General features: G+C 46.8%; 15 protein-coding genes. 12 read left to right on the forward strand and 3 right to left on the reverse strand.

The window, feature by feature from the left end; all coding sequences use genetic code 11:
* Position 1 precedes the first annotated feature (1 nt).
* The 10 genes from ASJ33_RS04695 to ASJ33_RS04740 are packed head-to-tail and all read left to right on the forward strand — an operon-like array spanning position 2 to position 9,689.
* On the forward strand, positions 2–451 hold the full coding sequence (locus ASJ33_RS04695) for an NADH-quinone oxidoreductase subunit C (protein ID WP_041330918.1): 450 nt from the start codon (positions 2–4) through the stop codon (positions 449–451).
* Positions 441–1,544 carry an NADH-quinone oxidoreductase subunit D gene (locus tag ASJ33_RS04700; RefSeq protein WP_072555674.1) on the forward strand — a complete coding sequence of 368 codons (1,104 nt, stop codon included), beginning with the start codon at positions 441–443 and terminating at the stop codon, positions 1,542–1,544. Before ASJ33_RS04695 ends, ASJ33_RS04700 begins: the two co-directional genes overlap by 11 nt.
* Entirely contained in the window at positions 1,544–2,605 is a 1,062-nt protein-coding gene (gene nuoH / locus ASJ33_RS04705) for an NADH-quinone oxidoreductase subunit NuoH (RefSeq protein ID WP_041330919.1), read from the forward strand. The genes ASJ33_RS04700 and nuoH overlap by 1 nt, the downstream gene beginning before the upstream one ends.
* Entirely contained in the window at positions 2,589–3,140 is a 552-nt protein-coding gene (locus tag ASJ33_RS04710) for a NuoI/complex I 23 kDa subunit family protein (RefSeq protein ID WP_041330920.1), read from the forward strand. The genes nuoH and ASJ33_RS04710 overlap by 17 nt, the downstream gene beginning before the upstream one ends.
* Before the next feature lie 6 nt (positions 3,141–3,146).
* Positions 3,147–3,629, forward strand: a complete 483-nt coding sequence (locus ASJ33_RS04715) for an NADH-quinone oxidoreductase subunit J (protein WP_041330921.1) — start codon at positions 3,147–3,149, stop codon at positions 3,627–3,629.
* Position 3,630: 1 nt separating this feature from the next.
* The gene (gene nuoK / locus ASJ33_RS04720) at positions 3,631–3,936 is read left to right on the forward strand and encodes an NADH-quinone oxidoreductase subunit NuoK (protein WP_041330924.1); all 306 of its coding nucleotides are present in this window, start codon (positions 3,631–3,633) and stop codon (positions 3,934–3,936) included.
* Between the two features lie 16 nt (positions 3,937–3,952).
* Positions 3,953–5,917 carry an NADH-quinone oxidoreductase subunit L gene (nuoL, locus tag ASJ33_RS04725; RefSeq protein ID WP_041330926.1) on the forward strand — a complete coding sequence of 655 codons (1,965 nt, stop codon included), beginning with the start codon at positions 3,953–3,955 and terminating at the stop codon, positions 5,915–5,917.
* 9 nt (positions 5,918–5,926) lie between these two features.
* Positions 5,927–7,420: a complex I subunit 4 family protein gene (locus tag ASJ33_RS04730; protein ID WP_012882088.1), complete on the forward strand. Its 1,494-nt coding sequence runs from the start codon at positions 5,927–5,929 to the stop codon at positions 7,418–7,420.
* A gap of 6 nt (positions 7,421–7,426) precedes the next feature.
* Positions 7,427–8,884 (forward strand): NADH-quinone oxidoreductase subunit N, encoded by a 1,458-nt coding sequence (locus ASJ33_RS04735; RefSeq protein WP_041330927.1) that lies wholly within the window; start codon positions 7,427–7,429, stop codon positions 8,882–8,884.
* A gap of 10 nt (positions 8,885–8,894) precedes the next feature.
* The gene (locus ASJ33_RS04740) at positions 8,895–9,689 is read left to right on the forward strand and encodes a TatD family hydrolase (protein ID WP_041330929.1); all 795 of its coding nucleotides are present in this window, start codon (positions 8,895–8,897) and stop codon (positions 9,687–9,689) included.
* Here the strand turns inward: ASJ33_RS04740 and nth are convergent.
* Complete coding sequence (gene nth / locus ASJ33_RS04745; RefSeq protein WP_041330931.1) at positions 9,669–10,325, reverse strand: endonuclease III; 657 nt, start codon at positions 10,323–10,325, stop codon at positions 9,669–9,671. The two genes, ASJ33_RS04740 and nth, sit on opposite strands and share 21 nt — an antisense overlap.
* Before the next feature lie 125 nt (positions 10,326–10,450).
* On the opposite strand from nth, the gene ASJ33_RS04750 reads away from it, so the two are divergent.
* Together ASJ33_RS04750 and ASJ33_RS04755 are read left to right on the forward strand one after the other, a co-directional pair.
* Positions 10,451–11,962, forward strand: a complete 1,512-nt coding sequence (locus ASJ33_RS04750; protein ID WP_041330934.1) for a cobyric acid synthase — start codon at positions 10,451–10,453, stop codon at positions 11,960–11,962.
* Positions 11,959–12,369 (forward strand): PaaI family thioesterase, encoded by a 411-nt coding sequence (locus ASJ33_RS04755; protein WP_041330937.1) that lies wholly within the window; start codon positions 11,959–11,961, stop codon positions 12,367–12,369. The genes ASJ33_RS04750 and ASJ33_RS04755 overlap by 4 nt, the downstream gene beginning before the upstream one ends.
* A 6-nt stretch (positions 12,370–12,375) precedes the next feature.
* Here ASJ33_RS04755 and ASJ33_RS04760 read toward each other — a convergent pair whose 3' ends face one another.
* Both ASJ33_RS04760 and ASJ33_RS04765 read right to left on the reverse strand, forming a co-directional pair.
* The gene (locus ASJ33_RS04760) at positions 12,376–13,206 is read right to left on the reverse strand and encodes an ABC transporter ATP-binding protein (RefSeq protein WP_041330938.1); all 831 of its coding nucleotides are present in this window, start codon (positions 13,204–13,206) and stop codon (positions 12,376–12,378) included.
* Positions 13,193–13,459 carry a hypothetical protein gene (locus ASJ33_RS04765; protein ID WP_012882095.1) on the reverse strand — a complete coding sequence of 89 codons (267 nt, stop codon included), beginning with the start codon at positions 13,457–13,459 and terminating at the stop codon, positions 13,193–13,195. The genes ASJ33_RS04760 and ASJ33_RS04765 overlap by 14 nt, the downstream gene beginning before the upstream one ends.
* Positions 13,460–13,468 lie beyond the last annotated feature (9 nt).

A 13,468-nucleotide genomic window follows, 5' to 3' on the forward strand; every position in this document is an offset into this window, starting at 1 on the left:
CATGACCGCTGCACTTGATTATCAACAACTGAAGACTGATTTATCTGAGAAATTGTCTGGCATTGAAATTCAGGCAGAGGCTTCTTTTTTGCTGGTTCCCTCAGAGAATATACACAAAGTATGTGAATGTTTGACCTCTCTGCCGTCTATCCATATGGATTATCTGACAAATCTTACAGCGGCAGATTATCCGGAATACATCGAAGTTATTTTTCACCTGAACTCAATTGAGCATAATACCTCTGTTACTCTCAAAACCCGCCTGACTGACAAGGCTAATCCCAAAATGTCTTCGGTAATGGATATCTGGCGCGGAGCAGAGTTGCAGGAACGTGAAATTTATGACCTGTTCGGGGTGATTTTTGAAAACCACATAGGCCTGAAACGCATTTTCCTGTGGGAAGGCTTTGAAGGTTATCCTTTGCGCAAGGACTTTGCAAATGGCCATTAAAACTGAAAACTTTATCTTGAATATAGGTCCTCAGCATCCGAGCACCCATGGTGTGTTCCGCCTGCGTATTGTTCTGGATGGTGAGGTAATTACCGACCTTGAGCCGGTTTTCGGCTATCTACACCGGGGTATTGAAAAACTGGCTGAGGGACGTACCTACCTGCAGGACATACCTTTTACAGACCGTCTGGATTATCTGGGCTCTATAACCAACAACCACGCTTATGTTATGGCAGTGGAAAAGCTGGCCGGCATAGCAGTGCCGGAACGGGCTGAATATATAAGGGTGATACTGGATGAACTTCAGCGGCTGGCCAGTCATCTGGCGGGATTGGGCTTTTTCCTGAATGACTTGGGTGCCCTTCAAACCCCTTTGCTGTATATGTTCCGCGAGCGTGAAAAGATTGTGGAACTGTTTGATATGTGCAGCGGCCAGCGCTTAAATTACAATTATTACCGTTTCGGCGGCTTTGTTCAGGATTTGCCGGAAGAATTCCTTCCTGCCCTAAAAAAACTGCTGGATACCTTGCCCGGTTTCATAGACGAATACGAACAGCTTATTTCCACCAATGAAATTGTGCTTATCCGCACCAAAGGTGTCGGCGTGCTAAAGCGTGAGCTGGCAATAAACTCCAGTGCTGCCGGGCCGGTTCTTAGGGCAAGCGGGGTAAATTGGGACATCCGCCGGAATGACCCGTATTCCATATATGACCGCTTTGAGTTTGACATACCCACCGCCCAAAACGGTGATACCTATGACCGCTATCTAGTGCGTATTCAAGAAATGCGCCAAAGCGTGCGGATACTCCGCCAGGCAACCAAAGACCTGCCCGAAGGTGAAATAATGGGTAAAGCCCCCAAACTCCTTAAGCCACCTGCGGGTGAAGTTTACAGCCGCATAGAAGGACCTAAAGGCGAACTGGGCTTTTACCTGGTTTCAGACGGCACGGATAAGCCTTACCGCTGGCGGGTGCGTCCGCCCTGCCTGTTAAATTTATCAGCTTTGAAGGATATGGTGGTAGGTTGGAAAGTGGCTGACCTTATGGCTATATTTGGCAGTATAGACATTGTAATGGGTGAGGTGGACAGATAATGTCTGACTTTTGGGTTCACCTGCTCGTTTATCTGGTGATACTTTTTGGTTTTGTGATTGTGAGTGTACTCATATTCATCTGGCTGGAGCGCCGTCTCATCGGCCGTTTCCAGCTTCGTCCCGGTCCTAACAGAGCCGGCCCTTTCGGCTTGCTGCAGCCTATTGCAGATGCTATAAAAGTACTTATTAAAGAAGATATTATTCCTTCAGAGGCAGATAAGGGAGTATTCTGGTTAGCCCCGCTGGTGGCTTTTGTACCGGTAATGCTGATGTTTGCCGCTATCCCCTTTGCAGATGGGGCTATGCTGGTTGACCTTAATATAGGCATACTTTATATCTTGGCTGTCAGTTCGGTAACTGTAATAGGTATATTTATGGCCGGCTGGAGCAGCAACAGCAAGTATTCCCTGCTGGGTGCCATGCGTACCATAGCTCAGGAAGTAAGCTATGAAATACCGCTGGTACTTTCCATACTCGGTGTTGTTATGTTAACCGGTTCGCTTTCTATGAATGAGATAGTTAAAGCTCAGAGTGTCCCGTTTATTCTTTTGCAGCCTCTGGGTTTCTTTGTATACCTGTCCGCCGCCATGGCAGAAATTAACCGCACCCCGTTTGATTTGCTGGAAGCGGAGTCGGAGATTATTGCCGGTTTCCATACCGAATATTCCGGCATGAAATTCGGTCTTTTTTACCTTATGGAATATGCCGAAGTGCTGGCAGTTTCAGCCATAGCCACCACCCTGTTTCTGGGTGGCTGGCAAGGGCCACTGCTGCACCCTGTTATATGGTTTATCACTAAAGTCCTTATAGTCTTTATGTTTATAATCTGGGTGCGCGCCACCATACCCCGTCTTCGCATAGACCAGGTAATGGCTTTTGGCTGGAAATTCCTTTTACCCTTGTCCCTTGCCAATCTGGTCATTACTGCTTTTGAAATACTGATTGCACCGGATATTAATACAGCTGTGCTTGTGGGTGTAAATATAGCGGTAATGTTCGGGCTTATCCTCCTGTTCAGTAAATTTTACAAGCTGGGAGGCGGACATGTCAGTATTAAATAATACCGGAGGCGGTATCATTAAAGGAATGCGCCTTACCTTTAAACACCTTTTTCGCCCATGGATAACTGCACAGTATCCGGAAGAAAAGCTGACTATGTCAAAAAGGATACGGGGAACTCAGGTTATCTGGGTGAAGGAGACTTGTATTGCTTGCCTTGCCTGTGCCAGAGCCTGTCCAGTGAAGGCTATTAATATGGAGGTTTCCCGCGGCGAAGACCGCAAGCTTAAGGTAGACCATATGTCTATAGATTTCGGGCTGTGCGTCTTTTGCGGTCTGTGTGTTGAATCCTGCCCTACTAAAAATGCTATATATATGGGTTACGGCTATGAAACTACCACCTACCGCTGCACTAATATTGCAAAAGCGGAAGGGCAAAGCCGTTCCGAGTGCCGCTGCCATGAACTGATACTTACCGGGGATGAACTTGCCCCCTCGGCAACCCGGGTACTCAGCGGGTATGACCGCCCGGATGCCGCAGAAAAACTGGCTGAACAAACCCTGCTTATAAATAAGAAAGGCTATTTTGAAAGGTAAACCGGGGTGGAAATAGCGTTCTGGATTATAGCCATAACCTGTATAGTCTCCGCCTTGCTGGTGGTGGGAGTGAAAAATATTTTCCACTCATCCCTCTGGCTGATACTCTGTTTCCTTTCGGTTGCCGGCGTGTTTTTGCTGCTTTCGGCAGACTTTCTGGCAGCGGTGCAGATACTTATTTATATCGGTGCTATATCGGTACTGATAATACTGGCAATCATGCTTACCCGTGAGGTTCAGCGGGGCAACCTTACCAACAAGCTGAAAATACCGGCTCTGGTTGTTGTTACCGCTTTGGGCGGTGTTATGACCTATATGCTTATCAGCTCAAACTGGACCTCAAGTGACGCACCAGCCCCCTCTACCACCACCGCCGGCCTGGCCGAAATGCTTTTCGGTTCAGACGGGTTCGGGCTGGGGGTACTGATTACGGGTGTAATATTACTGGTGGCCATTATCGGGGCTATAGTACTGGTGAGGGACAAATAATATGGGACTGACTCACTTTTTGGTACTGGCGGTAATACTGTTCTGTATCGGTCTTTACGGGGCGCTGGTTAAAAAGAGCGCCGTAGTGATACTGATGTGCATAGAAATAATGCTGAACGCAGTTACCATTGCGGCGGTGGCCTTTAACCGTTTTTCTGCCGCCGAATTTTTTACCGGGCAGATATTTACTCTGTTTATTATCGCGGTGGCGGCCTCCGAGGCAACTATTGGTCTGGCCATAATAATATCCATTTACAAAAACCGGGATACTATTGATGCCACCAAGATAGATTTGATGAAGTGGTAAAGAGGAAGAATAAGCGATGACCCAAACCGGACTCTGGCTCATAATGCTGCTCCCCCTTATCTGCGGAGCTTTGATAGCCATGGGATATGCCTTTTTCTGCAAAAAACCGGCTTTAAGCGGATACCTAGGCATAGCCGGCGTAGGCGGTTCGCTGCTACTTTCTATCTGGGGGCTGACAAGCCTGCTGGGTAAGGAAGGGGTTTCTCACTATGCTTCAGGATTCAGCTGGTTTTCCATTGGGAATTCGGTTGATATCAGCCTTAACCTAAACTTTGACCCGCTGGCCGGCATAATGTGCTTTGTAATCCTTTTTGTCAGCCTGATGGTACACATATATTCACAAGGCTATATGCACGGTGATAAAGGGTATCCCCGTTATTACGCCTTTTTGTCTTTCTTTACCGCCTCTATGCTGGGGCTGGTGCTCTCTGACAACCTGCTTTTTACCTTCTTCTTTTGGGAGTTGGTGGGTCTGGCATCATATCTTCTTATCGGCTTCTGGTTTACCCGCCCGGCCGCCGCCAATGCCGCTAAAAAGGCTTTTATTGTAACCCGCATAGGTGATGTGGGCTTTTTAGCCGCTATACTCATTTTGTTTGCGAATACCGGTACGCTGGATATAAATAGCCTGAACGGCATGGCCGAAATGGGGCTTATAGGTGCCGGCGCAGTAACTGTGGCCGCTCTGGGCATATTTGCCGGTGCGGTGGGTAAATCAGCCCAGTTCCCCCTGCATGTATGGCTGCCGGATGCTATGGAAGGCCCTACCCCCGTTTCCGCCCTTATCCATGCCGCCACCATGGTTGCTGCCGGTGTATTTCTGGTTGCCCGCACCTACCCTATATTTGAAAGCTCGGCAACAGCCATGCTTTGGGTATCTATAATCGGCGCGGTTACCGCTATATTTGCCGCTACCATGGCGCTGGTTATGAACGATATGAAGCGTATACTGGCCTATTCCACAGTCAGCCAGCTGGGTTATATGATGCTGGGGCTGGGTACAGGCGGCATTGCTATCGGTATATTCCACCTGTTTAACCATGCTTTTTTCAAGAGTTTGCTCTTTTTAGGTTCGGGCAGCGTAAATCACGCTACCGGCACATTTGATATCCGCGAAATGGGCGGCCTATCCAAACCCATGCCGGTTACCAGCAAGACCTTCCTGATTGCCTCACTCAGTCTGGCAGGCATCTGGCCGCTTTCAGGTTTTTTCAGCAAGGACGAGATACTTGCCAGGGCTATGGACGGGCAATTTATCCTGTTCATTCTGGCACTCATAACCGTATTCCTGACCGCCTTTTATATGTTCCGTCTGTACTTCGTGGCTTTCGGCGGCACTTACCGCGGCAAGGGGCATCCCCACGAATCCCCCAAGGTCATGTCTTGGCCGCTTCTGATACTGGTTGTGCCTTCGGTAATCAGTGGTTTGCTGAATGCCGGTGGCAGTTTCAGCAGCTTTTTGGGCGAAGAAGTGCATACCGGCTTTTTTGAGGGATTATTCGGCATTTTGCTGCACCCGCTGGCCCTGGTTTCACTGGCCGTAGCCGGCGGCGGTATATATCTGGCCTTCCTGATGTATAAAAAGAAGAGCCTTTCACCCGCTGTATTCTCAGAGCGTTTTAAATGGCTTTATATGATATTTTCCAAGAAATACTGGATGGATGAGCTGTACGAAGGGGTTATATCCCGCACGCTGCTTATGAAGGGACTGTTCGCTTTTGCGGCCTTCTTTGACAAAAAAGTAGTAGACGGGGGCTTAAACGGCTTCTTCATTCAAAAAGTATTATTTTCCCGTCTTTTCAGCCGCTTCCGCACCGCTGATGAACGCATAGTGGACGGGGCGGTAAACGGGGTTGCCGCTATAACCGTAGAGGGCGGCAAGGTGGGACGCAAAGCCCAGACCGGTCAGCTCCAATCATACGGAATTTATCTTGCCGCCGGGGTGGTTGTACTGGTGATGGCGGCTCTTATTATCTGGTAAGGGGGGAGTATGAGCATACCATACTTAACACTAATAACTTTCCTGCCCGCAGCGGGAGCTATCTTGATGGCTCTGTGGCCGCGTTTGTCCGGGCGGGCAATAAAAATCAGCTCACTGCTGCTCACTCTTGTGCCGCTGGTGCTCTCACTAGTGGTCTTTGCCGGATTTGACCGGAGTAGTTCCATGGCCGGGGTTATACAGTTTGAAGAAAATCTCCCCTGGATATCCCTTTTAAACGCTAACTACCACCTTGGCGTTGACGGTTTAAGTTTGCCTTTCCTGGTTCTGACTACTTTACTGGGTGTTCTGGCGGTACTCATCAGCTGGAAAGTAGACCTCAGGGTAAAAGAGTTTTTTGTCTGGCTGCTTATACTCCAAACCAGCATTACAGGCGTATTTGTCTCTCTTGATTTGCTGCTCTTCTTTATCTTCTGGGAGCTGGAACTGATACCCATGTATTTCCTGATTTCAATCTGGGGTGCCGGGCGTAAAGAGTATTCAGCTCTTAAATACGTCCTTTACACCCTGTTTGGCGGTGCGTTTATACTGGCCGGTATCCTGATACTTTTCTTTGCCACCGGCAGTCTGGATATAGCGTCTCTGGCATCTACGGACCTTAATAATTTCCTGCGTCCGGCCATGATGGTGCTTACTTTCTTTATGTTCTTTATCGGTTTTGCCATCAAGCTTCCGGCTTTCCCCTTCCACACCTGGCTGCCGGATGCCCATACAGACGCACCTACCGCCGCCAGTGTTATTCTGGCAGGCACTTTGCTTAAAATGGGCGGCTATGCCATGCTCAGGTTAAACGTGGCCATGTTCCCTGATGTCTGCCGTGACTGGGCGCCTTTGATACTGACTATTGCGGTCATAAACGTAATTTACGGTGCCGCTATCACCCTTAAACAAACAGATATCAAAAGGCTTATTGCCTACAGTTCGGTAAGCCACATGGGTTTTGTACTGCTGGGTATATTTACCCTAGGTGAAATCTCCATGAATGGTGCGGTTCTGCAAATGTTCAGCCACGGCATAATCACCGGCCTGCTCTTTGCCATAACCGGTGTGGTCATGCACAATACCCACGAACGGGATATTAACAAACTTGGCGGTCTGGCAAAACAAATGCCCCGCACAGCTATCATATTTATACTGGCCGGTCTGGGGGCAATGGCAGTGCCTGCCACCAGCGGATTTATCGCCGAAGTCAGCGTATTTTTGGGTTCATTCCAGAGTTCGGTAGTCCCCGGCGGGCAGGTCTTTACCATGCTCTGCCTTTTGGGTTTGGTACTGGCGGCTGCCTATATACTCTGGACAGTCCAGAGGGTATTTTTAGGCCCCGGACTGGAAAAATTCCAGATGGTAAAAGATGCCGATAAAACCGAAATAGTTTTTTCACTGGTATTTTTAGTGGTAATGTTCGGGGTTGGTCTTTATCCCCAAATTGTTGTAGATGTAATTCAAACCGGAGTGGCCCCGCTGGCGGCCCTTTTCGGCGGATAGAGGCAGATGGATTTGTTTATGCCTGAAATAATAATACTGATAACAGCCGTTCTGGTAATAATAGCTGACCTCTTTTTAATCAAGAACAAGAGGTATCTGGCTTATCTGTCTTTGCTGGGTTTAGCTGCAGCGGCTGTTGCTGCTGTGCTTAACTGGAATAACCCTCCCGAAATGGCTTTTGGCGGTATGCTGGCACTAGATGGCTACTCCAGTTTCTTCCGGATTCTTTTTATCTGCCTTTCAGGTTTGGTTATAATGGCTTCAATAGATTATGTAAATAAGTTCAGACGTTTTCAAGGCGAGTATTATGCACTGGTTCTGCTTGCCCTGCTGGGCATGATAATGATGGCTTCCACAGCCAACCTGATTACTATGTATCTTTCTCTCGAACTGGCCGGACTGGCTTTTTATGTGCTGGTAGGATTCTTGAAAGACCAGCACTCCACCGAATCTGCTCTTAAATACCTGCTTCTGGGCGGGGTGGCTTCGGCTATGCTGGTATTCGGTATGGTACTTATTTACGGTTTTAGCGGTGAAACCAATTTGGGAGGTATTCTTAACTATATACAGACACTACCATCTGGTATGGATATAACTGCCCATGCGGGATTTATGCTTGGCATTATTCTTACTATTACCGGGCTGGGTTTTAAAGTAGCGGCAGTCCCGTTCCAATTTTGGGCACCTGATGTTTATCAGGGTTCACCCACCCCTATCACCTTGTATCTTTCAATAGCCAGCAAAGCGGCCGGGTTTGCCCTTTTCCTTCGTCTTTTCTACACCGTTTTTACAGATCCGATGGCGCTCAGCCATGAATGGGCTTTAATAATTGCAGTACTGGCAACCGCTGGTATGACACTGGGCAACGTACTGGCTATACCTCAAAAGAATATCAAGAGAATGCTGGGTTATTCCAGTATAGCCCACGCCGGTTACATACTGGTAGCTTTGGCGGCAATAGGCAATGCACCAGAACTTGCAGACGGGCGGATAAGCCTGCTCTTTTATTTGGTAGCTTTTGCCGTATCAGACATGGTCGCCTTTATTTCAATTATCGCTATCAGCCGTTCTACCGGCAATGATGAAATTTCATCTTATGAAGGACTGGCTAAAACAAACCCGGTGTATGCTTCTGCTCTGACACTGGCACTGCTGTCTCTCACCGGCTTTCCGCCTCTGGCAGGTTTTCTTGCCAAGTACTACATATTTAGTGCGTCCGTCCAGGCAGATTTACTGTGGCTGATGATTGTGGCTGCGGTAAACACTGTAATTTCAGCTGTTTTCTACTTTAACGTGATACGGGTAATGTGGCTTAGACAACCCCGCCAGGATGTACGGGTACTGGCTTCATGGCCACTTAAACTGGCACTTGGTATTTCGGGGCTGGCTGTGTTAATATTCGGCATTATACCTGAAACGCTCCTGAACCTTATAGAAAAGGCTACCGAGCTAATAATTCACTAGGACATTTGCCTTGCCGATTTTAGAATATATTGACACTCATGCCCATCTGGATATGCCTGAATTTGATACTGACCGTCAGGAAATATTTAGACGGGCTTTTGAAAATGGCGTAAAGACTATAATAACTACCGGCATAGATATACTTTCCAGCCAAAAAGCTATTGATATGGCCGCCGCAAATGCTTCCATATATGCTGCCGTTGGTATCCACCCTCAGGAATGTAACGGGGCAACTGAAGCAGATTTTGCACGTCTGGATATACTAGCCGATGCTGATAAAGTTGTGGCTATCGGCGAATGCGGGCTGGATTATTACTGTGATTACTCACCCCGCCATACCCAGTTGGAAACCTTTTATAATCACCTTGATTTAGCTGATAAAAGCGGCCTTCCCTTGATTATTCATTGCCGCCAAGCCGAAGAGGATATGCTGAATATACTTTCAAATTGGTCTGCCCAGAGTCCCGCTTCTGAAGGAAAAGGTGTAATTCACTGCTTCAGCGGTTCCGCTGAAACTGCACTTAAATATATTAATATGGGTTTTTATATCGGGCTGGGCGCTTATATAGGTTATCCGTCCTCCAAAAAGTACCGGGTAGATTTTGCCGCTATACCGCTTGAATGTATTGTACTGGAAACAGACTGTCCGTTTTTGCCTCCTCAATCACACCGCGGGGAGAGAAATGAACCGGCCTATATACCGCTGATAGCTGCTATTCTGGCAGAGATAAAAAATCTTGAACCTGCTGAAATAGCATCTGTCACCACTGCTAATGCCCGCCGGTTATTTCACCTTGATAAATAAATAAGCCGAAGGGCAGATATCTTTCAAAACACATTCCTCACAGCGCGGTTTTTTGGCATCACAGACTGCCCGGCCATGGTCTATCAGGTAATACGAAAAATTCCCCCATTCATTACGGGGAATAAATTCCATCAAATCCTGCTCTATTTTTACCGGATCAGTATTATTGGTAAGACCCAACCGTTCACTAAGGCGTTTCACATGGGTATCTACCGCTATTCCTTCAACCAACCCGAAAGCATTATGCAGTACTACATTTGCCGTTTTACGTCCAACACCGGGCAGAGTAAGCATATCCGCCATATTAGATGGTACAACCCCGCCAAAACGGCTTACAACCCCTCTGGCAGCACCCATAATATTCAGTGCCTTGTTGTGAAAAAAACCGGAAGACTTTATATCCTGCTCAAGTTTATCTAAAGAAGCCTCGGCAAAAGCTTTGGCATCTGGATACTTTTTAAACAAAGCAGGGGTAATTTTATTTATCATCTTGTCAGTGGACTGTGCCGATAAAATAGTAGCTACCAGCATTTCAAACGGAGTAGTAAAGTTGAGCGCCGTTTTGGCATCTGGATATATTATCGAAAGGCGTTTAATTATTTCAGATGCCTGTTTTTCAGGGTTCTCAACCAGCATTTTTATCCTCCAGATTTTCATTTCTGATATTATACCCCAGAATTTTTCGAGTTGGCATATCAAATAATCAAAGCTAGTTGTTATTTCTCTATTAGGCTTAATAAAAAACTGCTATAATAAACGCCATGGCGAAAACAATAATGATTCAGGGTACTTCCTCAAACGTAGGCAAGAGTATACTCGTAACTGCTCTTTGCCGGATATTCAAACAGGACGGCTACAAAGTAGCCCCATTCAAATCCCAGAACATGGCACTGAATGCCTTCGTTACCAAAGAGGGCGGCGAAATCGGACGGGCACAGGCTGTTCAGGCAGAAGCCTGCGGAATTGATCCCAGCGTAGATATGAACCCTATTCTTATGAAGCCTGAAGCAGATTCCCGAAGCCAGATTGTGGTTAACGGCAAAGTAGATCGTACCATTTCCGCCCGTGAGTATTATGAATATGCACCGCTCCTGCTAAATACCGCACTGGCGGCACTTAACCGCCTGCGTGAGAAAAATGACATCGTAGTTATAGAGGGTGCCGGCAGCCCTGCCGAAATAAACCTTAAACAGCGGGAAATTGTGAATATGAGGATTGCCAAGGCGGCAGGTGCACCCGTACTCCTAGCTGGAGATATAGACCGGGGCGGGGTTTTTGCTTCTCTTATCGGTACAATAGACCTTTTAGAGCCTGATGAACGTTATTATATCAAAGGTTATCTGATAAACAAGTTCCGGGGGGATGCCAGTTTACTGAAGCCGGCTATAGATGTAATAGAAGAACGCACTTCCATACCGGTGTTGGGCATTATTCCCTACCTGCGGAATATGGCTATTGCTCAGGAAGATTCGGTTTACCTTGACGAATGTAAAGGCAGTCTGGGCGAAACTGACCTGGATATTGCGGTAATCCGTTTGCCGCGCATATCAAATTACGATGATTTTGATGCTTTAGCTACAGACGGGGCTTCAGTCAGGTTTGTAGCTAAGACTGCCGAAATCGGCAACCCTGATTTGATAATAATCCCAGGTACGAAATCTACCATACCTGACATGGAGTACCTGTGGCAGAATGGTCTCGCTGAAACTATTATTAAAAAGGCCCGAAAGGGAACTCACGTATTAGGTGTTTGCGGCGGTTATCAGATTTTAGGGAAAATGATATATGACCCCCATAAGACCGAGTCCGAAAATACAGAAATGAAAGGACTAGGTTTGTTAGATACCGAAACAACCTTTGAAAAAGAAAAATCCACCACTCAGGTAAACGGTCAGGTCAGGTTTAATAACGGGTTGCTTTCAGATATGGCAGGTTATGAAGTGGGAGGTTATGAAATCCACATGGGGCGCACCCGGTTATTTTCTGCCCAAGCTGCATTCCACATCACAAATACTCCAAAAGGTTCGGCAGATTATCTGGATGGGGCATCCAATGCGGAGGGTACAGTACTGGGTACTTACATACATGGCATATTTGAAAGTGCAGCTTTTCGCCGCGGTTTCTTAAACGCAATCCGCCGCTACAAGGGTATTCCTGAACGCCAGACTGACTATTTTGACCGTGACAAAGAGTACGATAAGCTGGCGGAAATAGTTAGAGCAAGTATAGATATGGAAAAGATTTATGACATTTTGAACGAGGGTATAAAATGACTCATGCTGAAGCTGAAGATAATATAAAACTGCTTTTGGAAAAAAGCAAGACCGAACCTGCACTTAATTTTCTGGGCATAAAAATACTGGAACTGAAACCTGGTTATTCCAAACTTAGTATCAAACTTAAACCCGAATTTATAAATGCTTACGGAATAATTTTCGGCGGAATTACCATGTCTTTAGCAGATGAAGCATTCGGCTATGCTGTAAACAGTCTGAAACTCCCTACAGTGGCAGCCCAGTTCAATATCCACTTTTTGCTTGCCCCAGACAACTACGATGAACTTATAGCGGAAGCCAAAGTAATCAAATCCGGCCGTCGCCTTGCCGTTGCTGAAGTAGAAGTGACCAGCACCAAAGGTAAACTGATAGCCAAAGTCAGTGCCAGCGGTGTTCCGCTGTAATTTTAGCTAAGCTGGGGCAGGGGTCTCATCATCACCCAGATAAGCAGCTATCACATGGCTATCGTTCTTGATTTCTTCAGGCTTACCCTCGGCAATTTTACGCCCGAAATCCAGTACCGCAATACGGTCAGCCAAGTCCATAACCACACCCATATCATGCTCAATAAGCACAATACACTTTACCCCGTCACGCAGTATGGGTGTATCAGGATAAGTCTCGCCCTGACCTTCAAATATATCTACAATAAAACGGGCAATATCTTCTTTTTCTTCAAGGTTCATGCCCGCCATAGGTTCATCCAGTAAAAGCACTTGGGGTTCCAAAGCCAATGCCCTGCCCAGTTCCACTCGTTTTCTCATACCGTACGGCAGCATACTGACTACTTTTTTACGTACAGGCTCTATTTCCAGAAAATCTATAATATCTTCAACTATCTTGCGGTGTTTTATTTCTTCCTTATGAGCCGGCCCGAAATACGCCCCGCCAGTCAGAAAATTCTGTTTCATAAATATATGCCGGGCAGCCATCAGATTTTCAAGGGTGGTTAAACCTGAATAAAGTTCAATATTTTGAAAAGTACGGGCAATACCCATTTTAGCCACCCGGTCAGGGCGGATACGGGCAATATTCTGCCCGTTATAAATAATACTGCCGGACTGTGGCTTGTAAAATCCGTTAATACAGTTTAAGAGACTGGTCTTGCCGGCTCCATTCGGACCGATTATAGCTGTAATCTGGTTATCGTAAATATCAAGACTAACTTCTTTGAGTGCCTTGATACCGCCGAATGAAAGGGAGAGGTTATCTACTTTTATCTTGGTATCAGGCTGATTCATTGTGCTGCCTCTCCTCGTTCATAATCTTATCCCGATAGTTGATAACCCTGTGGCACAAAGGCCCTTCGCATTTTAAGCTGTGCCCGCATTTCTTGGCCTTTTTAACCATCTCTTTCTGGGTATCACGGGAGGGCGAGCCGTACGTGTCAAAAGCGGTACAACGTACAAAACCATCGTTTTTTACTATTATGGTTACCTCGTCACACACTGCTTCGCAGAGTATGGTACAGGCGGTAATCTGCCAATCAACCATATATTTCCC

The sequence above is a fragment of the Dehalococcoides mccartyi genome, assembly GCF_001889305.1.
Taxonomy (GTDB): domain Bacteria; phylum Chloroflexota; class Dehalococcoidia; order Dehalococcoidales; family Dehalococcoidaceae; genus Dehalococcoides; species Dehalococcoides mccartyi_A.